General features: G+C 35.7%; 26 protein-coding genes and 1 pseudogene. 10 read left to right on the forward strand and 17 right to left on the reverse strand.

Features of this window, described 5'->3' with window-relative positions; all coding sequences use genetic code 11:
* Positions 1–158 precede the first annotated feature (158 nt).
* Positions 159–1,787, reverse strand: a complete 1,629-nt coding sequence (locus tag PECL_RS08205) for a peptide ABC transporter substrate-binding protein (RefSeq protein WP_014216126.1) — start codon at positions 1,785–1,787, stop codon at positions 159–161.
* Positions 1,788–1,985: 198 nt separating this feature from the next.
* Between PECL_RS08205 and PECL_RS08210 the strand changes: the two genes are divergently transcribed.
* A complete protein-coding gene (locus tag PECL_RS08210; protein ID WP_041534663.1) occupies positions 1,986–2,603 on the forward strand; it encodes a DedA family protein in 618 nt (205 codons plus the stop codon).
* 129 nt (positions 2,604–2,732) lie between these two features.
* On the opposite strand, the gene PECL_RS10305 is transcribed toward PECL_RS08210, so the two are convergent.
* Positions 2,733–2,918, reverse strand: a complete 186-nt coding sequence (locus PECL_RS10305; protein WP_041534664.1) for a putative DNA binding domain-containing protein — start codon at positions 2,916–2,918, stop codon at positions 2,733–2,735.
* 141 nt (positions 2,919–3,059) lie between these two features.
* On the opposite strand from PECL_RS10305, the gene PECL_RS08220 reads away from it, so the two are divergent.
* The 3 genes from PECL_RS08220 to PECL_RS08230 all read left to right on the forward strand — a co-directional run bounded on the left by PECL_RS08220 (position 3,060) and on the right by PECL_RS08230 (position 4,633).
* Positions 3,060–3,281, forward strand: a complete 222-nt coding sequence (locus PECL_RS08220) for a PLDc N-terminal domain-containing protein (RefSeq protein WP_014216129.1) — start codon at positions 3,060–3,062, stop codon at positions 3,279–3,281.
* A 6-nt stretch (positions 3,282–3,287) separates the two neighbouring features.
* The gene (locus PECL_RS08225) at positions 3,288–4,004 is read left to right on the forward strand and encodes a hypothetical protein (protein ID WP_014216130.1); all 717 of its coding nucleotides are present in this window, start codon (positions 3,288–3,290) and stop codon (positions 4,002–4,004) included.
* 65 nt (positions 4,005–4,069) lie between these two features.
* A complete protein-coding gene (locus PECL_RS08230; RefSeq protein ID WP_014216131.1) occupies positions 4,070–4,633 on the forward strand; it encodes an LOG family protein in 564 nt (187 codons plus the stop codon).
* A gap of 95 nt (positions 4,634–4,728) precedes the next feature.
* On the opposite strand, the gene PECL_RS10400 is transcribed toward PECL_RS08230, so the two are convergent.
* From PECL_RS10400 to PECL_RS08245, 5 genes are all read right to left on the reverse strand, one after another.
* Positions 4,729–4,824, reverse strand: coding sequence for an IS3 family transposase (locus tag PECL_RS10400; RefSeq protein WP_148265555.1), 96 nt, complete (start codon positions 4,822–4,824; stop codon positions 4,729–4,731).
* A gap of 207 nt (positions 4,825–5,031) precedes the next feature.
* Positions 5,032–5,391, reverse strand: coding sequence for an IS3 family transposase (locus PECL_RS10405; RefSeq protein WP_081478620.1), 360 nt, complete (start codon positions 5,389–5,391; stop codon positions 5,032–5,034).
* Positions 5,313–5,543: a helix-turn-helix domain-containing protein gene (locus PECL_RS10410; RefSeq protein ID WP_411431284.1), complete on the reverse strand. Its 231-nt coding sequence runs from the start codon at positions 5,541–5,543 to the stop codon at positions 5,313–5,315. Before PECL_RS10410 ends, PECL_RS10405 begins: the two co-directional genes overlap by 79 nt.
* Before the next feature lie 388 nt (positions 5,544–5,931).
* A complete protein-coding gene (locus tag PECL_RS08240) occupies positions 5,932–7,857 on the reverse strand; it encodes a restriction endonuclease FokI C-terminal domain-containing protein (RefSeq protein WP_014216132.1) in 1,926 nt (641 codons plus the stop codon).
* 80 nt (positions 7,858–7,937) lie between these two features.
* Complete coding sequence (locus PECL_RS08245; RefSeq protein ID WP_014216133.1) at positions 7,938–9,872, reverse strand: Dam family site-specific DNA-(adenine-N6)-methyltransferase; 1,935 nt, start codon at positions 9,870–9,872, stop codon at positions 7,938–7,940.
* A gap of 125 nt (positions 9,873–9,997) precedes the next feature.
* Between PECL_RS08245 and PECL_RS08250 the strand changes: the two are divergent.
* Positions 9,998–10,588: pseudogene (locus PECL_RS08250) on the forward strand (tyrosine-type recombinase/integrase).
* 10 nt (positions 10,589–10,598) lie between these two features.
* On the opposite strand, the gene PECL_RS10415 reads toward PECL_RS08250, so the two are convergent.
* From PECL_RS10415 to PECL_RS08265, 4 genes are all read right to left on the reverse strand, one after another.
* Complete coding sequence (locus PECL_RS10415; protein WP_081478621.1) at positions 10,599–11,102, reverse strand: CPBP family intramembrane glutamic endopeptidase; 504 nt, start codon at positions 11,100–11,102, stop codon at positions 10,599–10,601.
* A gap of 605 nt (positions 11,103–11,707) precedes the next feature.
* Positions 11,708–12,064: a type II toxin-antitoxin system PemK/MazF family toxin gene (locus tag PECL_RS08255; protein ID WP_014216135.1), complete on the reverse strand. Its 357-nt coding sequence runs from the start codon at positions 12,062–12,064 to the stop codon at positions 11,708–11,710.
* A 26-nt stretch (positions 12,065–12,090) separates the two neighbouring features.
* Positions 12,091–12,339, reverse strand: coding sequence for an AbrB/MazE/SpoVT family DNA-binding domain-containing protein (locus tag PECL_RS08260; protein ID WP_014216136.1), 249 nt, complete (start codon positions 12,337–12,339; stop codon positions 12,091–12,093).
* A 25-nt stretch (positions 12,340–12,364) separates the two neighbouring features.
* Positions 12,365–12,673: a hypothetical protein gene (locus PECL_RS08265; protein ID WP_014216137.1), complete on the reverse strand. Its 309-nt coding sequence runs from the start codon at positions 12,671–12,673 to the stop codon at positions 12,365–12,367.
* 162 nt (positions 12,674–12,835) lie between these two features.
* Here PECL_RS08265 and PECL_RS08270 point away from each other — a divergent pair, with 162 nt between their 5' ends.
* The 3 genes from PECL_RS08270 to PECL_RS08280 are packed head-to-tail and all read left to right on the forward strand — an operon-like array spanning position 12,836 to position 15,685.
* A complete protein-coding gene (locus tag PECL_RS08270; protein ID WP_014216138.1) occupies positions 12,836–13,594 on the forward strand; it encodes an ABC transporter ATP-binding protein in 759 nt (252 codons plus the stop codon).
* Between the two features lie 11 nt (positions 13,595–13,605).
* Positions 13,606–15,411, forward strand: a complete 1,806-nt coding sequence (locus PECL_RS08275) for an FtsX-like permease family protein (RefSeq protein WP_014216139.1) — start codon at positions 13,606–13,608, stop codon at positions 15,409–15,411.
* A 4-nt stretch (positions 15,412–15,415) separates the two neighbouring features.
* Positions 15,416–15,685 carry a hypothetical protein gene (locus PECL_RS08280; protein WP_014216140.1) on the forward strand — a complete coding sequence of 90 codons (270 nt, stop codon included), beginning with the start codon at positions 15,416–15,418 and terminating at the stop codon, positions 15,683–15,685.
* Positions 15,686–15,951: 266 nt separating this feature from the next.
* Here the strand turns inward: PECL_RS08280 and PECL_RS08285 are convergent, their stop codons facing one another.
* From PECL_RS08285 to PECL_RS09785, 6 genes are all read right to left on the reverse strand, one after another.
* Entirely contained in the window at positions 15,952–16,467 is a 516-nt protein-coding gene (locus tag PECL_RS08285; RefSeq protein ID WP_050899602.1) for a phosphatase PAP2 family protein, read from the reverse strand.
* Between the two features lie 488 nt (positions 16,468–16,955).
* Positions 16,956–17,663: an MIP/aquaporin family protein gene (locus PECL_RS08290; protein ID WP_014216142.1), complete on the reverse strand. Its 708-nt coding sequence runs from the start codon at positions 17,661–17,663 to the stop codon at positions 16,956–16,958.
* A 25-nt stretch (positions 17,664–17,688) separates the two neighbouring features.
* Positions 17,689–18,057 carry a dihydroxyacetone kinase phosphoryl donor subunit DhaM gene (gene dhaM, locus PECL_RS08295; protein WP_014216143.1) on the reverse strand — a complete coding sequence of 123 codons (369 nt, stop codon included), beginning with the start codon at positions 18,055–18,057 and terminating at the stop codon, positions 17,689–17,691.
* Between the two features lie 3 nt (positions 18,058–18,060).
* Complete coding sequence (gene dhaL / locus PECL_RS08300) at positions 18,061–18,636, reverse strand: dihydroxyacetone kinase subunit DhaL (protein ID WP_014216144.1); 576 nt, start codon at positions 18,634–18,636, stop codon at positions 18,061–18,063.
* A 13-nt stretch (positions 18,637–18,649) separates the two neighbouring features.
* Positions 18,650–19,645: a dihydroxyacetone kinase subunit DhaK gene (dhaK, locus tag PECL_RS08305; protein WP_014216145.1), complete on the reverse strand. Its 996-nt coding sequence runs from the start codon at positions 19,643–19,645 to the stop codon at positions 18,650–18,652.
* Positions 19,646–19,909: 264 nt separating this feature from the next.
* Positions 19,910–20,485 (reverse strand): TetR/AcrR family transcriptional regulator, encoded by a 576-nt coding sequence (locus PECL_RS09785; RefSeq protein WP_014216146.1) that lies wholly within the window; start codon positions 20,483–20,485, stop codon positions 19,910–19,912.
* Between the two features lie 112 nt (positions 20,486–20,597).
* Here PECL_RS09785 and PECL_RS08315 point away from each other — a divergent pair, with 112 nt between their 5' ends.
* Together PECL_RS08315 and PECL_RS08320 are read left to right on the forward strand one after the other, a co-directional pair.
* Entirely contained in the window at positions 20,598–21,533 is a 936-nt protein-coding gene (locus PECL_RS08315) for an SDR family oxidoreductase (protein WP_014216147.1), read from the forward strand.
* 155 nt (positions 21,534–21,688) lie between these two features.
* On the forward strand, positions 21,689–22,258 hold the full coding sequence (locus PECL_RS08320) for a hypothetical protein (protein ID WP_041534665.1): 570 nt from the start codon (positions 21,689–21,691) through the stop codon (positions 22,256–22,258).
* Positions 22,259–22,284 lie beyond the last annotated feature (26 nt).

Below are 22,284 nucleotides of genomic sequence, written 5' to 3' on the forward strand. Positions count from 1 at the left end.
CGGGTACTGGAAAAACTAATGTAAAAGGAAATTCGAGATGAAGTTCCATTCCACTCCACCTTCTATTTCCTATTTACTCCACTTTTCCAAATTTCATACCAACAAAAAACTCGAAAAGCCATTCAGCTTTCCGAGTTTTTTCTATAAATGTTTGATCATTATTTTTCAATATAAGCATTCTTCCAGTTATAAGGAATACCAGCTGTGTTGTAAACTAGTCCCTTAATTTTACTATTCATCATTTGTGGAATCACACCATTAAATAATGGTACAACTCCCTGATTTTTCATCAAAACCTTTTCTGCTTGAACCATGTCATCCCAACGTTTTTCAGGATTATTGGCATCAGCATTATTTGCTGAATTGATTAATTTATCATACTCAGCATTCTTCCACTTACCATTGTTAAAACTATTATCACTTGTAAATAGCCCTAAATCAGTGATTGGATCCGCAAAATCAGCACCCCACAATGTTAATACCATATCAAATTGCCCCTTAACCGAACGCGCCAACCTTGTTTTATATGGCACTGTCTGGATTGAAACCTTTAATCCAGGCAATTTTTCAAGTTCGTTTTGAACAAACTCTGCAGTCTTTGTATCACTATCAGCGTCGTCTGTTAACAGATTAATTGAAATTGACTTCTTTCCTTCTTCTTTAAGACCTTGCTTCCATAATTCTTTAGCTTTACCTAAATCATAGCTAACTCCGTCTTTAATGTACGCTTCTTTGGCAAAATCTTCGCCCGTCTTAGGATTCTTAGCTAATCCATCTGTTACAAATCCCTTGGGGTTCGTTGACCCATCTGCTAAAACATCATTAGCAAGTTGTTTTCGATCAATTGCATATCCAATTGCTTGTCTAATTTTTTCATTTTTAAATTCTGCCTTTGTTTGATTGAACTCAAGGTAAGCATTCCGAGCTTGTTTTCTTGAAATAAAATCCCTGTTATTTTTGAGATTCTTAACTTGTGTTCCTGCCAAAACTGTTTCATCTAATTGTTTGCTCTGGAATTGATTTAAACCAGTTTGGGGATCCTTTACGGCCTGATCATTAATACGATTTAACTTAACTGCTTTCTTATCCCAATACTCATTATTTTTAACCATCGACCATTTCAAATTAGTACCAGTCCAGCCCTCCAATTTAAATGGACCATTGTAAACTTGGTATTTAGAGGCTGTACCATATTTACTCCCGTATTTTTCAACTATTTTTTTGTCTTGTGGGAAAAATGATGGAAATCCTAATAACAATTTAAAGTAACTGATTGGTTTGTCCAATTGAATTATTAATTTATGTTCACCATCAGCTTTGATTCCCAAACTTGAGACAGGTTTTTTTTGAGCCTGAATTTGATCAGCATTTTTAATTCCGCTGAATAAGTATGCATATTGTGCACCCGTTTTTGGATCATTCGTACGTTGCCATGAGTAAACGAAGTCTTGTGCTGTTACAGGATCACCATTACTCCACTTAGCATCTTTCCGAAGATTAAAAGTATATGTTTTACCATCTTTTGATACTTTCATATCCTTAGCAACGCCCATTTCTGCCTTATTATCTTTCCCCAACCGCAATAATCCTTCGTTGGTATTACTCATAGTGGTAAAACTAATTTCATCAGTTCCAGTCGAGATATCCATTGTTGGCAATTCTGATTTTTCTGACCAATTAACAACTTGTTTATCAGCCATCGATTGATTTTTAGATTTGCCACAGGCTGCTAACAAAACTGCTAGTGTAGCCGTAACCATAATTACCATTATTTTTCTCTGTTTCATCTAATCCCCTCCAAGCTTAAATTAAAAACAGTTAAACTATTACTAATTAAAAATTAATATAAATATACATTAATTTTAATTTTAAATCAATGTATTTTAAATTTTCCTTGTTTTCGATGTATATGTGTAGACTTTCATACTATTTATCGGAATAATTAGTTTTAAATAATATTACGTGCCCACACGGAGGTTATGGACATGCAACAACAAATTATGGAACTAATCAATAGCTACGGATATTTCGGGATTGTATTATTAATCGCCCTTGAAAATATTTTTCCCCCAATTCCATCTGAGATCATTCTAACGTTCGCTGGTTTTGTAACACTTTCTTCAAATCTAGGGATCATTGAGAGTGTACTTGCTGCTACTGTAGGCGCCGTCATTGGGGCTATTGCACTATATGCATTCGGTCGTATTTTAACAAGAGAACGCCTCGTTAAATTCGTGGAAAGTCGCATCGGAAAAATGCTACATCTTAAAATCACTGATATAGATAAGGCAGAGGCCTTGTTCAGCAAACATGGTCATAAGACTGTTTTCTTCGGACGCTGCATACCTGTAATCCGAAGCCTAGTCTCCATTCCGGCTGGTATGACAAAAATGCCGTTACACTCTTTCCTACTCTTCACTACACTTGGAACCTTAATTTGGAATACAGTATTAATTATCTTAGGACGCCTAGCAGGACACGCTTGGACCCAAGTTTCTAGTATTGTTGATTCATTTTCAACAGTTATTACAATCGGTATTGCAGGTGGATTGATCGTTGGTGCGTTTTTTTATTATCAAAAGCGGGTTAGAAGTACAAAATAATTAGTTTTCAAATATAAAAAAGGCCCTAAATACTGAAAATTCAGCATTTAGAGCTTTTTAATTTTGAAGAATCGTACGCAACTACTAAACTGCCTATATTAGGCTAATTCATACTTTGTATTTATCGATTTACCAACTTTCAAGATCATCTTTCTCCTTGCTAGAGACTGTGTAACAGTTAACACCTGGCGAAACAATTTCCAAACGATCATCAAATAGTTCAATCTTAATATCAGAATGTAATAAATAATCACGATGTACGAAAGCATTCACTACTGCCTCACGAAAAGCAATGCTAGGGAAATCTAATTCCAAAAATAAGCCCCCCCAAGTTGACTATATTATACATTAATAACTAAAAGTCTAATCGTGTTCATTTTAATTCATTAAATTCCTACGTTTGTAATATAAGTGATAGAATGAAAGCGTATTAATAATTCATTTGGAGGCGATCTTATGCATCAACATCCTACTCATAATCATCATTTATCAAAACATGTAAAGCAAAGAATAGCACCAGTTGTCGCGTTTGAAATTATTGGAACCTTCGTTGCGCTAACAGATATTTTAAAAGCAAAAAAATTCAAACATGGTAGTCGTTTTCTCTGGTTACCAATCATTTTTATTCAGCCAATTGGGCCTTGGCTTTATTTCGTATTAGGACAAGCTAAAGACTAAATTATCATGTTTTCACTTGATTCAAAAAGACGTTTCTTTTGGTTAGTTATTTCTATAATAATTAACTCTGCTGCTAACGCACTAACTGTTTCCACAAATATGGGTAGTGCTGTTTGGACCGCTTCTGCTGTTAACCTATCACACTTGGTGATGCATACTAGTGATCCAGCTATAGCCAACCAGTCACTTGGTCTAGTCTTAGTTGGTTATGGCATTGCCGTAGCATTTCTAGCGATGTTACTAAGCTGGCGTATTGATCTATGGCGCCTTTTTCGTAACATCCTTTTTATTGTGCCATTTAGTTATTTAATTCAGTGGATCGTTCCTTTTTGGTCAAATACGCTTGGAATAAGCCATTTGCATGCATCATTTTCCCATCCTTGGGAACTAGCACTTTTGGTATTTTTAGATATGATCGGTTTATTTGGTATTGCAGTAGCGGTTTCCTTGTATCAACGCGCCAATCTCATCATGCATCCCAACGATGATCTATCATATATCATTCGCTTCAAATATTTAAAAGGGTTAGCGGCCACTGCACAATGGATCAGTTACATACCACCGATTCTAATTACCATCATGTGTGTTCTCTTAAATCATTATATCTGGGCAGTTAATTTTGGAACAGTCTGGGCATTTTTAACCCAAGGATACGTTCAAGGCTGGGCCGACCATCATGTTGTTCCAACTTTCAAGCACCATTTTTCCTACCATTCAAAATAATTTGATGTTCCTTCACATTGAGTGCTAGTATAGTAATGATTTTAATCAGGTGGGGAGCAAAAAATATGAAAAAAATTGCAGTTTACTGCGGAGCTGCTTCTGGAGCAAATCCCGTTTACGAAAGGGCTGCCAAGGAGCTAGGCGAATGGTTGGTAGCAAATAATTATGGTTTAGTGTATGGTGGCGGTCAATTTGGTTTAATGGGTGCCATTGCCAGAGCCGTTTTGGATAACGGTGGACACGTAGATGGGATTATTCCTAAAGAACTAGACGCCAGGGGCGCAACTTTGAAATCCGTTACAAATTTAGAGGTTGTGGAAAACATGACGGTTCGCAAGGGCAGGATGATGGAACTTGCTGATGGTTTTCTTGCACTACCCGGAGGACCTGGAACTTTAGAAGAAATATCTGAAGTCTACTCTTGGTCGATCATTGGTGATAACAAGAAACCATGCGTCCTTTATAATATTAATCATTACTATGATCCGCTAAAAACAATGTATCAACAGATGACCAGCCAGGGATTCTTGACACAACAGGCTCACGACAAATTATTATTTAGTGATTCAATGGATAAAATCAGGGAATTTATGGAAAATTATCAACCACCAAAGATCAGAGAATATTAAAACAATCCATCATCATAAAAGACAGCATCGAAATAACTGCTTACGGAACTGCAACTATTTTTTGCAACAAATAAATAAAAGCAGCTTTCTCTAATTTAGACAATTGATTTTCTGTAATCTACAGAAGATTGGTTATCTAATTTTGTGAATATACGTTTACTATTCCAAAAACTAATGTAGTTTTTCACCATTTCAATTACAATGTTATTGGAACCGATTGGTTCCTAGTGATTGTAGAACGTTTCGACCTTTAGGCAGGAGTGAAACGATTCATTGGTGCGTTATCTGCGGGTGTCCCCTTATGAGACATACTTCGGGTAACGCCTTTTTTGCGTGATAATTCAAAAAATTCCCGTGATTTATAGGTTGAACCTTGACCGCTATGCAAAATAGTACCTTCAGGTAAGTTGTTCTAATGTGTCCAAGGCTAATTTTGTATCAGGATGTTCAGAAATTTGGTAAGCAATGATCTCTGAATTGAAGGTATCCATTATTGTTGATAGATAAGTGATATCAATTGTCAACTCTTGTAGAGGATGGTATGAAATCCAATCACGATCAATTGTATTTTTGAATGTTTTATATAGATTACCCGGTTTATTAAAACGTTTTTGTTTAAAACGACAAACCCAACCATGTCGCGACATGATTTTTTGAATTTTACTGACACTACACTGAATTACAACCCTTCTAATGAGCAGTACGTGAATTTTCCGATACCCATAAAGAAAGTGGCTTTGAGTGCAAAGTTGATGTATTCGACTTTCAACTTCTGTAAGTGTATATTCATTTTTTTATTTAAATGACGATAATACGTTGCTCTAGAAATGTCTAAAATTTCACAAATCCCAGTAATAGAAATATGGTCACTTAATGTTTTAATTAAATGGATCGTCGATCTGTTTAACATAACCTTTCCTTGATTAAATATTTTTTACAATTTTTAATTCTTCTCGCATCTGTTTAATTTCAATGTCATTACGAACTTCAGTCGGTAATTCTAGATCACCTTTATTGTATTTATATTGTTTTTCTGGAGATTGTCTAAGACGATAGTACTCACCATTTTACAGCCAATTCCGCCATTTATAAATGAGTCCATCACTTTTAAGACCCAGCATCTCACATATTTTTCGTCCACTTATACCAGAAATTAGAAGCCTAATGGCTTCTAATTTTGTTTCATACGAATAATGATTATTGCTCATATAAAAAACACCTCCGAATAAACTTTACTTTTTTCAAAAGTGCTTATATATCTGTATCAATTATAACTTCAGTTTCCAACCCTCTGCTTTTTATTTTATAGTCAGTTGTTTTTCAATTTTTAAGAAGTATTCATCATGTTTAACATTGTTATCTGTCCATGAATCTATGAGTTCTTGATGACTATACATATTACGTAAATATAATTCAGATGTTAATAACAATTTTTCTACAGAAGCTAATCCGCCTTGAGCATTGGACCAAGATCTAAGGCTATCCAATAATTTCATATAATTTCCAGTGAAATTTCCAGAAACGTACACAAATCTTAGTAAGTTATGAACATCGATGCTTTTTGGAACAAGTTGCCACCAGGTAGATGTTCTACTAGTATCACGATCACGGACATCGTCTATATATCTTTTTACCTTATCCGTATTCCCAGCAAGTGAATAGCCTTTATTGTATGCCTTAGTATCAAAGATAATAAAGTTACCATCGTTATCCCATGCAATTCCATCAGGCTTATTGGAACCTCCCAGAGGTTTGCCATCAAAGTCAAGGTGCTTAAGGACTAGCTCCATAGTTAACTGCTCAAATTGTGAATACTCAGAGTTCTGATCAGAATCAAGCGCAAGCTCTACCAATTGTAAATATCGATGATCAACGTTTTTTAGCATAGGTCTTAATTCATCTTGTTGTTGCTGTACTTGATCTTTTTGTGGGAGGTCTTTAGCGTTAATCGGTATTTCAAAATCTGCCAACCTATCAACTAATGTATACTTTTTAACTTTACTTGAATCTGAATCAATCTGGAGCCCAATACCATTTAGGCCTGCAATATGATCTTCAATTTCTTCTGGTGATACAGTGATCCCATCAAGAACCTGGTTTTTATTCACACGATTATTATTAACCTTATCGGCTAGTTCTATTGATGTGAGCTTATTCGACTCGCTTAAAGCTTTTAATATAAGTGCCCTAACTGTTCGAATATATGTGATGTTCCCTTTAGTTGCAAGCATGTCCCATGTCACGTTTTTAGTTGAGCGAGAATGACTAGACTTTCCAAGTGCTATTCCAAGTTGCTGGCGACCGATACCGGTAATTTTATAAATTGGAATAGCAAACTCTTCTTTTTCATTAGTTTGCTTATTTGTGTACGGTATTACTTGTGCATCAATGTTTACTAGATTTAGTTTTTTTAACACGTTAGCAAGTCCTCGAATATATTTATCACTGGTTGATTCCCAGTTGCTTCGAATCTGAGAAATTAATTTTTGATCATTGTTTTCATAAGCCTCAATCATGCCGTTGATGTATAATTCTTCACCAAAGCTAGTAAACCCGGCCTCTCCTGCGAAGCCAAACCTTTCTCCTAGCTGAAACTTATTCAGACCTTTTGTCCCTTGGAGCGCTTTTAAGAATCCAACAGCATATGGATAAGAGATAAATGTTTGCTGGAATATTTCAGTCTCTTTTAATGTAAGCTCTTCATCATCATTATGTGGCGCATTGGCAAGTTTTTTACCGATTGTCGTGATTGTTACATTGCCTGTTTTTCTATCCCAGTCCAGTAACCCCAGACCAACAGCTTCTCCAATAAAGTTTCGAATTGGCCATTGTCTCATAGAGCTTTTAAAGCTTTCTCCTTTATTATCTGTAGCCAACGTATTATCTTGATTTCTAGCAGGTTTCTGACCTTTAAGGATAGCAGGTAGAATACTCTTAATTCGCCATGATGCAGGTTTTCCAGGCTCTTTTTTTTGTTCAGCTGAAAGGTCGTCCACCGTTAAAGTGACTGGATTAGTTGTTAGCTTATTAAATAGTTTTTCCTTAAGCACATCGTCATCTATAAAACGCCATTCAAAAGATTCTTTTATTTCTGTTTGTATTTTAGAGTTCACGATAAAAACACAGAGTATATTTATCATAGACCTTAGACTACCCACATCCTGACCTAAGCCAGTAGAAAAGCGCTTTGTTTTGCTAGGATAATAGTTAATACTTATAGTCAATTGAGTTCCTCCTCGATATAGTTAATATTATTTTGTTTCATAATATCAAAAAAACAACTATACGTATAGCTGTTAAGTGACTAATAGTTGGTAATTAGAACTTCTCTGCTGCCAAGTGAAACGGTATTATGAGAGGAGTTTTGATAACCATATTGTAGATCGTGTATGTTATATTGTGTACTCCATTTTTTTAATAGCGTGTTTGTACGTCCTTTATGTTCTATTACGTTACTGAGTGCAAATCTAATGCCACTGCTATTTAATCCATCTAGAACATCATACAGCTCTTTCTCTTGTTTTTCAGTCCAATTCACAAAACCTCTATTCCCGTCGTTGTATGATCCTGTTGTTATCAAATAAGGGGGATCAGCATAAACAAAGGATTTTTTGGTTAACTTGGAAAAATCAAAGTCTGAAAAATATTCATCAGTAAAGTGAGCGTCCGCATGATTTAGCTTGTTTACAAAATTCCTAAGATTTTCTGCCATTCGATCTGAAAAGTGACTTCGATTTCTGCCAAAGGGATTATTATATTGTAGCTTATTATTAAAGCGGAATTGATAATTAAATGAATATGCAACTAAAACATATAAATCAAGTGGATTCGGATTACTATTGTACTGCTTTCTGAATTTAAGAAATCCTTTTTCATTTGTCTTTGATAATTTATACTCATCTATACGTTTTTGAATAAGGTTTAATAATGTCTCCGAGTTCTTATTCTGAAAATATCGAAACATGTCATTAATTCGGTTATTAATATCATTGAAATATATAGTTTTGGCTTCGGAGTTAATACCAACATTACCAGCGCCACTAAATAAATCAACAAAGGTGTCAACTTGCTTTGGAAATAATGGCTCAATTTGTGGCAATAGTTTGTACTTGCCCCCAATGTAGTTTAAAGGGCTTTTTATATATCCAAGACTTGATGGACTTGCTTTCGTAACATTCTTAACATTTTTTTCTCTAGACGCTTTGTTCAAATGGTTTTTTGGTTGAAAATAATATAGTAGTTCAAACAATGAGTCGTCGGGGCTAACAACCTTGGACTTATATTTTCTATACTGGATTCTGTGAACTTCAACGGATCCTTTTACTGCGACCTGTTCTATCATATTGGTAAGTTCTTTTTCTGGTATTATTCCGTCAGTTGAGTAGCTAACAATCACGTGAGAAAACTGGAGATTTTGTAGCAATTGTTTCATAGCCGGAAGAGCCTTCCTCTTGACTGCAAAATCTGATTTCAGTTCCACATAGTCTCTCTGTCCTGTAATACCATGTAGTTCAGGGTTATCATTTCGGGCAATGGTTTCAAGTACGTGATAGTTTGGCGCATATTGGCGATTATTATATGGAGTGTCAATATATAATATGTCGCCACTTATTTTTTTTACTAGTTGCATGGAGTCCATTGAATATGACGTGTTTACGCTATTATTATCAATAATTTTTGTAGCAGTTAATTCCAAGGGATTATAGGTTCTTTTATCCCAATGTTTTAAGAATGCACCATAGGTTCCAGTAATGTTTGAAACGTAGGGGATTGCACGTAATAATACTCCAAGCAGATAATCAAATTCATCTTGGCCTATAATGTTATCTCGTTTCCATCTATCAATGGTGTTTCGTATAAAGTCGATTCTTTTCGCATTTTTTATTTGAAAGTACATACGTTTCTCTGATCCTGCAGGAGAGTATTCTCTAGTAACAAATCCGCCATTGTAATCTGATATATCAACTAATTGTAAGTATTTAAGCGGATCATTAATACCTATTTTTTTTAGTTTATTGAATGATGGTGTTGTGTTCAGTGCTATGCCCCCTAGGGATAAAGCCTGAGAAAACTTCATTAGGTCGTTAGTTGTTACCGCAAATTTGTTCTTAAAGTATTCTGCTACGATATTGGACCCAGCAAATAAATCTACAAAGCTAACCTCGTTTCCACTTAGATGTGGGGTTAGTAAGTTATCAATTTCTTTTAGTAAGTGAGCCTTACTGCCAATAAATCTCATTTTTTCACATCCTCTTACATCCTTATTGAGAAATTATAACATCTTAGTGGAAGAGTACAATACTAAATTTCTTTTCAAATTTATTCGTAGGGGCCATTTCTAATTTATATAAATAAACAGACCTAGTGGAGAGACAAGTTGTATTACCAATTAAAGACTCAAACGTACTAAAAGAAGTCCAAGATACGTTATTAAATAATTTTAAAGCTGGCTCACAAAATTACACAGTTTTTCAAGTTGGCAAAACGACATTATTAAGAGTGCGCGACTTCATGAGCCTAAAACTAACTGATGTATTCGACAACAACATGAACGTTCGTAAGAATGCGTTTATTCACGATAAGAAGACGGGAAAGGCTAACACTCTATATTTAAAACCAGTTGAATCAGATTTACTGAAGTATAAAACATAGTTAAAAAATGAGGCGATTCATTCAAAATGGCTTTATCCGTCAACTACCCATATGGATCAGCATATTACCGAAAAGCAATTTTATAAAATTATGAACAAAGTAGGCGATCTACTGGGTATAAATTACCTGGGTACCCACACCATGCGAAAAACGGGAGCCTATGGAGTTTATGTACAGTCTAACTACAATATTGGATTAGTTATGATGCTGTTAAATCATTCAAGTGAGGCAATGACGCTGGAATACTTAGGACTTGATCAAGCAAGTAGGAAAAGTATTTTAAATCATATTGACTTCGGATAAAGTTAAATCATTATGATATTGATATCATACCCATAAAGTTTATAAGAATGTGAACAGCAATTGGATAAACAATATTTTGATCGGTTCTTTCATACAGTATGGACAAGAACAATAGAGGAAGATAAGTAATTAAACCAATGAAAATGGATTGAAAACTTATATTTCCTGTAATTATATGTGAGAGTATAAATAATAACGTTGGTGAAATTATTGACACATACTTCTGTACAATGATGTTGCGTGAAATATTTAAAGTTGGGAGGAAAACACGTTGAAAAAAATATTGAAAAATAAGTTCTTCTATAATCGGTGAAATTAAGACAACAGTAAGCATAATTGAAAACATTAATAAAAAAGGGGGGCCATTGCTCTTTGAAGTGCGACTTGTGTCCCATATTGAGCGCCTGTTTGCGGTAAGTGTAACATGAAAATGATGATATTGTAGGTAATTGAAATAGCAACACAAATCACAACTTTTAACCAAGATTGTTTTTTTATAAGTTGTTTGAAGCATCTTTGAAGATAATCCCACAAGATGAAAACTAATATTAATAGTTGTACTCAAAATCTAAAAACGGATATTGAATCAATAACTATAGGATTTACCAGTAGATGTGAATCGGTTACATATTTTAGTATAAAATAAAAAAATTATTAATAATCAGGTCAGTTATCGGGAAAAAAATAATCCCCAAAAATATTTTTTTGATATACTCCAATTATCGAACAATGTAAAGACCCCCTTTATTATAAATAAACAGCACTATGTTTTGACATAGTACTGTTCTGGTACTCATGTGTTAAAAATATAAATTGCTAATTAAAAAACGAAATAAAACTTGCAATGGTTAAAAATTGTAATGTGAATTCCACCACGTTTCTTACTTTTGCCACCTGCTATGGATACTAATTCATCAGTTATTAATTCTGCAAATTGAGTTGTCGTGTAAGCAACTTCCTTCGTAAAAACCTAATTAAATATGAAGAAGTCTAAGATGGTATGTAGTGAAAACGAAAATGAGTAATTGAATAGGTCCTTGCTACAGTTTCAATGCTGTCTTTTACTTTCTATGCATACTTAAACTTATACCTGTAATAAAACACGTCTGTCAAAATTAATTATTTATGAATTAGTTGATCAAACAAATCATCAACAGCATCAAAGACATCATTAGGACACGTACCTATGTATTCAACATCTCTCTCTTCTGATGAAGGATCAATGGTTTTAACCTGATCCACGAGTACTTTTCCGTACACATCCGGGGTGTTTATTTTAATTGATAGGCTTCGGTAGTTTTTAGTTGAAGTAATCGGTAGCACTAGCATCACTCCGTCAATTTTTTGTGTATCGGCAATGCTAAATACCAGTGCGGGTCTTCTACCGCGCTGTTCGTGTCCTTCAGTCGGACTAAAATTAATCCACACTAAATCACCTTGTTCGTATAATTTATTTCCGTTAGTTAACTTTTTCACTGTTTAGTCTCCCTCAAAAACAAATATTAGTTACCATCTTCATCGTGACTCAAATCAACTTCGCCAATACTTGGTTCATCAGTAAGATGTCCAAAGTTTTTCATTAAACGCGAATCCTCTTTGCCATGCTTACTGACTATAATTCGATTATTTTTCACGCAAATATCAACTGTTTGGTGTTCAAAATCAGTAACTCCTATTGATTCCAAGGCTTCTTTTGAAAGCTCTACACCCTGGGAATCGCCTATTTTTTTTATGCCTGTAGTAATATTCATCAGTTAACCCCTCCAATTGGCTTCGTTATACCACTAAAACTACGATCAAAATTGCGGAAACCACACAGCGTACGGTAAAATTCGACCAATTAATATTGTTGAATATTAAACTCCCATTCAAAAGTGCCACCGGAATCTCCAAAAGCAATCCTAATATTCCTAACATTGGTCGTAAAATTGTCAATATCATCAATGCACCCGCCACAAGATTTAACACCATTAACCAGTTGTCAATTTGATTATCAATTCGGCGTACACTAACAATCAAAAAAACTCCATATAAAATCGTTAAAATTGTTCCAATCCACTGAATTATGCTTAAATGTACTAACATTAGCAGTCTCCTCATTCTTCTAGATACGCATATTTTACTTCAAAGCTTATCATTCGTATATATTTTTATTTCACAAACCATTTGACAATTTAATTAGTTATTTGTATAGTTAGTTACACAAGTAGTTAAGTAACTTTCAGCAATTTAAATTTGGAGGCTATTATGGCAAAACAACCAATTATTAAGGTTTCAGATTTGCATAAGATTTATGGGGGCAAAGATGAAAAACAGTACGAAGCACTAAAAGGTATCAACTTCGACGTCCAACCCGGCGAGTTTGTGGGAATCATGGGAGCATCAGGTTCAGGTAAGACTACCTTACTGAACATGATTGCAACTCTTGATCGTCCAACTAGCGGAACGGTAGAGATAAACAACCAGGACGTTACCAAGTTACGTGGCAACAAGATCGCTGATTTTCGTGCCAATGAGATCGGTTTTATTTTTCAAGACTTTAATCTTTTAGAAACATTAACGGCATACGAAAATATTGCACTGCCTTTGTCACTACAAGGCGTAAATAAACGCAAGATCAAGGCTGCCGTTCAGCAGGTTTCATCAACATTATCAATCTCGAGCCTACTAGAAAAATATCCAACTGAACTATCTGGTGGACAAAAGCAACGTGTTGCGGCAGCTCGTGCCATCGTTCATAACCCTGCGTTATTATTGGGCGATGAACCAACCGGTGCCTTAGATTCGAACAGTGCACGCGAATTATTAGAATTGCTCACTGAGATTAATCATGATCAGAACGTATCTGTTCTACTTGTAACGCATGATCCATTTTCTGCCAGCTTCTCTGATCGTATCTTGTTTATCAAAGATGGTATCATCGGACAAGAAGTGAAACGAAACGGCGCATCACGTACCGAGTTTTACCAGACTATTCTGGAACAACTTGGTACTTTCGAACAATAGGGGGTGTCAAGATGCTATTAAGATTAACACTCGCCAATATTAAAAATCGTTTTCGTGATTATATCGTATTACTAACTGGGTTAGTTATTTCGTCGGGAATATTCTATATGTTTGCTAACTTGGCAACTAATAAAGAATTCATTAAAGCAAATGCCCATTTTAAATTTGCAGCGCCGGTATTTATTTTTGGAGAAATATTACTCGTTATTATCACGTTAGTTTATGTCATGTATGCTAATTCATTTCTGCTAAGTATGCGACAACATGATTACGGACTCTTTATGATGTTAGGAGCTAAGCGGGGCCGTGTTGGCCTACTAATGGTCGTTGAAACGCTCACCGTTGGCTTGATCGCCACAGTAATCGGTATATTATTAGGTATTGCTGCTACTGAGGGACTTTCTGGTCTTCTCTTCTCACAACTTGGATTAAACATTAAGCATCTTAGTCCATTCTATTTAAATGCTATTGTTTCAACATTTGCTCTCTACCTTATATTATTTATTGGTGCATCCTTGTTGAATTTACAGCGTTTAATTCGTACACCGGTACTATCATTGCTTCGCCAAAATGATTCAGTTGATCGCTTTGTGATTCATCCCGTTCGGCTTGCCTTTCAAGGAGCTGCTGGTATCGTTCTGGTCGGAAGTGGTTATGCAGCATTATATTACATTAAGGTACTACAGTTGATGGCAATTCCGATCGCCCTAGTTACCATCGTTTTGGGAAGCTACCTGATTTTCAGATCAAGTTTAGTTCTAATTATTGGCTGGCTTAAAAGGACCAATTGGGCAACTAAAAAGCTTAACGGATTTACGTTATCTCAGATTATGTTTCGTGTTCATGACTACACGCGTATATTAACAATCACGTCGTTACTTTTTGCCTTGGCTTTAGGCGCAATAACAGTTGGTGCTGGCTTCCGCCAACAAATCAACTCATTTGCTACTGCAGGTGGTTCTTATACGCTTGCAGTCAATGACGCTAACGCAACTCAGAAAAAACAAATCGCTCAACTTAAAGGATCTGATGTATCAACATATTCACAAAAAATTGTTGGAAATAACATTTTTTATAATCAGTCAGAATTCAGTAAGCATCCTTTTTATGAATATAAAACAACTGACCAGTCTGGCATGTTCTATAAACAAAAAAAAGTACCTATTCCTCTAAAAACTTTAGAGAAAACTGCTGCTCAGAATCTTGATTTTGCCTCACTATCTGGTTCTAAAAAGAAGTTAATACCTAAGATTGTTCCAGCAGCTCAATTTAACCAACTAGTAGGAACAAATCAAAGCGTCTCCGTCATAACCGTAAACGATATTAGTGTGAACAGGGCTCAATTAGATAAACTAAATAACAGTCAAAACAAGCACTTTTCAAGTGCTTATCCTGATATGCTGATCGGTACTTATCAAGCTTATATCGTAATTAGTGGCATCTTTGGTGGACTAGAATTCATTGGTTTCTTCCTTGGAATAGCCTTTCTAGCCATGTTAGCAAGTTGCTTGGTTTTCAAAATTCTGTCGGGAACTAATCAGGATAAAATTCGATATAATCTGCTCAATAAGATTGGAACGCAAAAAAAGCTCCTCAAGCAAAGCATTAATCGCGAAATATTAGTTCTATTCGCTGCACCGGGAATACTAGGGATTATCGACGTGTTATTTGGTCTTCAAATGTTTAAATCTTTAATGGATCATCCCTATGCTAATATCCAATATCCAATCATTATTTTTGTAATCATATACATGTTGTACTACTGGTTTACCATTTGGATGTATAAGCTCATTGTATTACCGAAGAAATCGAGGTAACGATATGCTACTTTCATTTATTTTATGGTCAATTGCAATTGTGTCTTCTGTGATTCAATTTATAACAGGTTATTTTCACAGGTTTAGTTTGGGATTCTTCATACCAATTGGATTCACTTTTTTTATAGTATGGTCCTTAATTTATGTTGATGCCATCGATATTCCCATTGCCGGATCTGCCTTAATTATGGGATTCTTATGGTATGCAACCTGTTATATTAAAGGACGTAATTTTCATAATCAAAAAATAGAGAAGGGACAACCATCGAACTGATGCGTTGCCCCTTTTAGCGCATTACTAGCTCGTAACCAACAGATTTTTTGGTTCACAAAGCTTAATACTCGTGCGCTGTCCATATTTACAGGCGAAAAATACCACATAGGAACTGTCAAGGACAAGAGACGAATGATGATAGTCTTCATCATTCGTCTCTTGTATTTAAGTGGAATCATTTGACTTATTTCTCGCATTTTTGCTATTTAGTTTGGAAAATAAATTTATATTTTAGTTATGTCACATTTTTTTATTCTTAAAACATTTTATAGAAACAGACTTAAAATCACTCCGAAAATGGCTCCAACTAAAAGACCACTCAATACATCGCTTGGATAATGAACCATAAGGTAAAGCCTCGACAATGCAATAACGGCAGTAAATACAAGTGCAATGAGGCCTATCCAAATACTAATGTGGAACAGTAAAATTGTACTACACATCGCAATCACACAGTGTCCTGATGGAAACGAAGAATTGCCTGGCTTTTTAACCTCTAATTCAATTAACTTGTTATCTACAAAAGGACGATTTCGAAATAAAAACCGTTTTACCAATGATTCGATTAAAACAAAATAACCTAAATCACCTAAGATTATGAATAGCCCTACTTTAAAATACTTCGTGAACATCAAAGCGACCGCTAATACAATCCACATTAAGCCACCTTTACCAACTATATTAATAGTACGAGCAATCCATGTCATCCATTTTCTTCGCTTCACATTTACTCTTATCCACTCAATTATTTTGTAATCTATTTGTGAAATTTGTTGCTTCATCATGACACCACCCTTTTTACATCAGTTACCTAATGATACTAGCTGACGCCCTTTTCGGTTCAGAGAATGTTAAGAGATTGCGGTAAAGCTGTCGTCACCTGCAAGCTAGCACTTGCAGAAAGTGACAGATTCACGTTTTTGTAAAATTAGACGATAATTATATTCAATAGTTTTGTTTTTACAGGCATAATACGGATAATTCTATCTCCCTTTAAATCGTCAATAAATATTTAATCTGTTCCAACAGTTTCACCAAAAATATTTTAAAACAAAAGGACTATAGCAAAATGATCCTGCTCAAATAAAAAAGACGAACAATGAATGGAACATCATTCGTCTCCTGCCCTTATTAGTTCCTTGCGGCGTTCTTCGCCTATAGTAATGGAACAACGTACGAGTTATCTTAGTTTTGTGTAATAAAAAATCCGCTGTTTCCGAGCTAACAATGCTCATCACTTCTGATTTATGTCCCACTCTCTTCTTTAAACTTATTTCAACAATACCTGTAATCCGGATGCCAAAACACCGCCGACAATTGGTCCACACATTGGAACCCATGCGTAACCCCATTGTGCATCTCCTTTATTTGGTACTGGTAGTATTGTGTACGCTAAGCGGGGACCCCAATCACGTGCTGGATTCAGTGCGAATCCGGTCGTACTACCTAAACTAGCACCAATTATCGTAATTAACATACCTACAATAAATGGCTTTAACCCACTAGAAAAGTCTCCTAGATTTAACAGTACAAAAATAAAAGTAAACGTTGCAATTATTTCTGAAATGAAGTTAAACACTGGTGAATTAATCGCGGGAACAGTAGAGAAAATTCCAATTGAGTTTCCGTCATCAGCATTCTTTGATTCCTTGAAATGCGGATAAAATTGCAAAATAACAATTGCGGCACCAACAAATGCCCCTAAGAATTGTCCGATTAGATATGGAAGTACGTTTGCCCAAGGGAAGAATCCAAATACTGCGAAGCCAATCGTTACGGCTGGATTAAGGTGTCCATCTGAGCCTAGTGAGGCCGCAACGTAAACCCCCATTGTAACTGCAAGACCCCAGGCTATACTTACAAACGTCCATCCTGAGTTACGAGCATATGCTTTTTTTAAGTTTACACTGGCACCCGTACCAGCACCCATAATAATTAAAACCATCGTGCCAAAAAATTCTCCAATAAAACCGTGCATGTTATTACCTCCATCCTAAAATAGGTTACTTAATTTTTAACTCGTTAATTTGCTTTTCAACATCCTCCAAACTAGTATTTACCTGAAGCAATGCTGCTGCCGTATAGGCACTTTCAACAAGTGCTGTATCATACAGATGTACTTTCTTATCGCTCATCTCAATTGCCATTTCTAAGTTCATCTTGGCGCTACCTAGATCATAAAATGCCAGTAACTCGTCTCCAGTATTTTGTTCAAAAGCTGTTTGAATTCGCTCTATGCTTGTACCAACACCATCGTTCTCAAGTCCACCAGCTGTTGTTACCGAAACATCTTTCGCAACTTGGTCAATTAATCGTTGAACTCCTATGGCAATATCAGATACATGTGAAACAATTACGATTCCATATTTCATCATCTATTCTCCTACCTTTAATAGTGTCTTCAATAGATAACCTGATGACATCGAACCCGGGTCAATATGTCCAATTGAACGCTCTCCGACATATGAAGCACGACCTTTAGTTGCCTGCATATCCCTTGTTTTTTCAACGCTCTCGTCAATCAGCTTACTCGTTAGTTTCCCAGCAGAAACGGCCTCAGCAGCCGGCTTCCAAACATCAACCATTGTTTTTTCGCCTTCAGTCGCATTACCGCGGCGCTCGATGCCGGCCAATCCAGCCGGAATTAAATCCTTAATATCTCCAGAATTGGTTTTACTCATCTCCAGAAATGCAGTTCCATATAATGGTCCTGCTGCTCCACCAACTTTGCTGATTAAACTCATTGCAATCGTTTTTAATACATCAGATACAGAATTAAATTCTTTACCATCAAGAGCTTCATGGACGGCTTCCATGCCACGAGCCATATTATTACCATGATCACCATCACCAATTGGCGTATCTAACTCACTTAAATACCCTTTTTGTGCCTGAATTTCTGCATTGAAATCATCCATCCACTTAATTGTTTTTTCAACATCTAAAGTCATAATTTCTCCTCTTTTACCAAGCAATTGTGTCAACTTTATAATTTAAACGATCGAGTAACTCATCTGAATCTAGTTTAAATAACGTTAGAGAAACTCCTGCCATATCAAGCGAAGTCATTAGATTTCCAACTTTTGTAAAATCTACTTTAACTTTTAAACTTGCTAACTTATTCAATACATCATTCATAAAAATATATTCTTCCATTAATGGTGTTGCCCCCATTCCGTTTACGAGAACAGCATAATGATCTCCATCAGCAAACTTAAATTCTTCGTTTAATTTACCAACTAATTCCTCAACTAAGTCTTTGGATTTCTGCAACTTTTCACGTCGATATCCAGGCTCACCATGAATTCCAACGCCATATTCAATCTCGTCATCTGCTAAGGTAAAACCTGGTTTTCCAACTTCAGGAACCGTTGCTCCACTGAGAGCGACTGCAATAGTCTTAATATTAGGCAGAACTTTTTGTGCTAAAGCCTCAATTTCATCTAAACTTGCACCTTGATCAGCAGCTGACCCTAAAACCTTATGCATAAATAACGTTCCTGCAACTCCACGACGACCTTGCGTATAAGTACTATTTTCAACCGCTATATCATCATCAACAACAATTGATTTAACCTTAATGTTTTCCATATCAGCCATATCCTTGGCCATTTCAAAATTCATAACATCGCCAGAATAATTCTTAATAACTAGAAAAACTCCAGCTCCTGAATCCACTTTTTTAATTGCTTCAAAAATTTGATCGGGCGTAGGAGATGTGAATACTTCTCCACACACCGCTGCACTTAACATACCTTGTCCAACAAATCCGGCGTGTGTAGGTTCATGTCCGCTACCTCCACCACTCACAATTCCTACTTTGCCCTTTATTTTGGCAATATCCGTTCGGTAGACAGCCTCTGTCCCATCAATCCTAGTTAAATAATCTGGATAGCTACGCACTAACCCTTGAACCATTTCATCCACAACATTGGCCGGGTCGTTAATAATCTTCTTCATTATTTACCTCCCTAAATATATTTCTCTGTACATATACAGGATAGAAGAAACCGCTTACAAAATAAAGATTACTGCTCTAAAATTATTATTTAAAAAATAATACTTCCAATCGAAGTTATGATACCATACAGCCTTTACTTACTTTAACGGTTTCCAAAACTGCGCAAAATAATCCAAGCACAACCAAAATATATTCATACCGTTGCATAAAAAAATAACAGAGTGACATATTTCAATATTCCTCTGCTATCTTTATATAAACAATTATTCAATTTCTGCCGCAACAATCATATCTTCAACCTGCTTCAGTGGCACTTCTTTTTCCGTATAAACACCATTTTGAATATTTTGTGCATGAAGCATCACCGTCGAAAAAATATTATTACGATGAAATGAAATATCCAACTGTCTCAAATCTCGATTTTTGATGCCTCTATACATCATCTGTTGAACTTGGCTCGCATCCACAATTGATTTAACTGCATTTACGATCGGAGAGTCGCTTTTCATTGCGTCTTTCAGACGAATTATTAACTGCATTCTATCTAAATTTTTGCTGGCATACGCAAAAAGTAGTCTAATACTTTTCCGCAATGCTTCTTCCACCGGCATATTCGAGCCATCAAACTCAATCTCAGCATACATTCGTTTTAGTTCTCTTAGATAGAGCGTCAACATAATTTCTTCTCTGTTTTTAAAATATATATATATACTTGATTGTGAAATATTTAGTCCTTTTGCAATCTTATTTGTTGAAGCGTTGGCAATCCCGCCTTCAATAACTAGCCTAGCAGCCTCTTCTAGAATATTCTGAAATTTTTGATTATCTTTTTTTCTCATATCTTGAATATAACAACAACAAATTTTATGTCAAGCTTGAAATTTATAATGTTAGTGTTTATAATATCCTAAAACGATAACATTATCATTTTAGAAAGAAGGATATTAAATCATGAAAATTTTTGTAACTGGAGCAACAGGATTTATCGGAACAGCAGTTGTTGCTGAACTTTTAAACCGAGGACATCAGGTAATTGGACTAGCACGTTCGGACCGTTCCGAAGAAAAGTTACGTAACATGGGAGCTAATGTATTACGTGGCTCACTTGAGGACTTAGATGTCTTAGCCGCAGGTGCTAAAGAAAGCGATGGCGTAATTCACCTAGCATTTACTAATAATTTTAACGACTTTGAAGGTGCCGTCAAACTAGATGTCGCTGCCATTACCGCAATGAACGAAGCATTAATTGGAAGCAACAAGCCCTTCGTAAATACTTCTGGAACTTTGATGGCAGCCAACTTGGGGCATATAGCTGATGAAAATACACCTTCAAATGATCCAATGGGCAGAGCAGTATCTACACAGAAATCTCTGTCATATTCTAACCAAGGCGTTCGTGCTACGGCTGTTCGTCTGTCCCCAACTGTTCATGATGAAACGCGGCAAGGCTTTGGAACAATTTTGTCAGGAATTGCTGCCCTTAATAAAAAGGCAGCCTATATTGGTGAAGGCAACAATGTTTGGCCTTCTGTCCATAAGTTGGACGCGGCAAAGTTGTTTGTAGATGCACTGGAAAAAGGACAAGCTGGCAGTACCTATAATGCCGTGGCTGAAGAAGGTATCAGTTTAAAGGCAATTGCTACTAAAATTGGAAGCCTGTTAGAGGTACCAGTCGTCAGTTTGAAGGCAGAAGATGCTGTTCCATATGCAGGCCCATTCTTTGGAAACGCCTTACAGATTGATAATCCAACTTCAAGTGTATTAACCAAAAAGGAATTGGGCTGGAACCCAACTCATCCAACTCTCTTAGATGATTTATCGACTTTTCTATCAGATTCCGCAAATGTTGCTCTGTTAATTGAACAAATGAAACAAAGTCAAAATTAAGATACTTATAGAATATTAGCAAAAAAGCCTCCGAACGATGAAAAATCTTATTCATTGTTCAGAGGCTTTTCTCACGCAAACTCACTTGACTTACAAATGGATTCTTTTTTTAAGTTAGTACTATAATGGGTACATTAACTTGGAGGGAAACAACCATGCATAAACTCAGTTTAACCCCTGAACAGCTTTCCAAAATAGTATCTTTTACGGGGCAAAGTTTGAAATTTAAAACTCGTGTTAACAACTTTTTCCCCACCGGTGCTCTCGCATTTGGTCCAAAAAAACCTCGCTTTACACGATTGGACAAATTTAGAGCTAGATTAGGCTTTGGGTCGCCCCCTGTTTCAATTGTCTATTTTGACGATTTTTCCGTACAAATATTGAATAAGAATCTCGAAACCGTTGTTACCATGTGGCCTCAGCAAATTAAATATATCCAAATTGGATTATTCAAATTACGAGTGCCTTCCCATGTTAGCCCTTACCAGTATGTTATAAGTATTGTTTCATCAGATAAAATATACCGGCTCACCGTTAACTACCTTGACATGCTACACCAACTAAGTAGTTACTGTGAGCGAAATCGAATCATACTTGAGGATCCTTTTAATACTTTGCACTATACAGATCATTATAAATTATTTGAATATTACAATACCAAGAACAACTATGCAGAAGTTGCTATTAAAAATGGTTATATGCCTGAGAATGATGCAAAGCAATAAAATGAACCTCCTGAATTATTTTTTAA

It is taken from the genome of Pediococcus claussenii ATCC BAA-344 (genome assembly GCF_000237995.1).
In the GTDB taxonomy this organism is placed as follows: domain Bacteria; phylum Bacillota; class Bacilli; order Lactobacillales; family Lactobacillaceae; genus Pediococcus; species Pediococcus claussenii.

Coding starts and splice junctions, on each gene's coding strand:
- PECL_RS08205 (WP_014216126.1), bottom strand. CDS start 1,787: ATGAAACAGAGAAAAATAATGGTAATTATGGTTACGGCTACACTAGCA.
- PECL_RS08210 (WP_041534663.1), top strand. CDS start 1,986: ATGCAACAACAAATTATGGAACTAATCAATAGCTACGGATATTTCGGG.
- PECL_RS08220 (WP_014216129.1), top strand. CDS start 3,060: ATGCATCAACATCCTACTCATAATCATCATTTATCAAAACATGTAAAG.
- PECL_RS08225 (WP_014216130.1), top strand. CDS start 3,288: ATGTTTTCACTTGATTCAAAAAGACGTTTCTTTTGGTTAGTTATTTCT.
- PECL_RS08230 (WP_014216131.1), top strand. CDS start 4,070: ATGAAAAAAATTGCAGTTTACTGCGGAGCTGCTTCTGGAGCAAATCCC.
- PECL_RS10400 (WP_148265555.1), bottom strand. CDS start 4,824: ATGGTGAAAAACTACATTAGTTTTTGGAATAGTAAACGTATATTCACA.
- PECL_RS10410 (WP_411431284.1), bottom strand. CDS start 5,543: ATGTTAAACAGATCGACGATCCATTTAATTAAAACATTAAGTGACCAT.
- PECL_RS08245 (WP_014216133.1), bottom strand. CDS start 9,872: ATGAGATTTATTGGCAGTAAGGCTCACTTACTAAAAGAAATTGATAAC.
- PECL_RS10415 (WP_081478621.1), bottom strand. CDS start 11,102: ATGCTTCAAACAACTTATAAAAAAACAATCTTGGTTAAAAGTTGTGAT.
- PECL_RS08260 (WP_014216136.1), bottom strand. CDS start 12,339: ATGAATATTACTACAGGCATAAAAAAAATAGGCGATTCCCAGGGTGTA.
- PECL_RS08265 (WP_014216137.1), bottom strand. CDS start 12,673: ATGTTAGTACATTTAAGCATAATTCAGTGGATTGGAACAATTTTAACG.
- PECL_RS08270 (WP_014216138.1), top strand. CDS start 12,836: ATGGCAAAACAACCAATTATTAAGGTTTCAGATTTGCATAAGATTTAT.
- PECL_RS08275 (WP_014216139.1), top strand. CDS start 13,606: ATGCTATTAAGATTAACACTCGCCAATATTAAAAATCGTTTTCGTGAT.
- PECL_RS08280 (WP_014216140.1), top strand. CDS start 15,416: ATGCTACTTTCATTTATTTTATGGTCAATTGCAATTGTGTCTTCTGTG.
- PECL_RS08285 (WP_050899602.1), bottom strand. CDS start 16,467: ATGAAGCAACAAATTTCACAAATAGATTACAAAATAATTGAGTGGATA.
- PECL_RS08290 (WP_014216142.1), bottom strand. CDS start 17,663: ATGCACGGTTTTATTGGAGAATTTTTTGGCACGATGGTTTTAATTATT.
- dhaM (WP_014216143.1), bottom strand. CDS start 18,057: ATGAAATATGGAATCGTAATTGTTTCACATGTATCTGATATTGCCATA.
- dhaL (WP_014216144.1), bottom strand. CDS start 18,636: ATGACTTTAGATGTTGAAAAAACAATTAAGTGGATGGATGATTTCAAT.
- dhaK (WP_014216145.1), bottom strand. CDS start 19,645: ATGAAGAAGATTATTAACGACCCGGCCAATGTTGTGGATGAAATGGTT.
- PECL_RS09785 (WP_014216146.1), bottom strand. CDS start 20,485: ATGAGAAAAAAAGATAATCAAAAATTTCAGAATATTCTAGAAGAGGCT.
- PECL_RS08315 (WP_014216147.1), top strand. CDS start 20,598: ATGAAAATTTTTGTAACTGGAGCAACAGGATTTATCGGAACAGCAGTT.
- PECL_RS08320 (WP_041534665.1), top strand. CDS start 21,689: ATGCATAAACTCAGTTTAACCCCTGAACAGCTTTCCAAAATAGTATCT.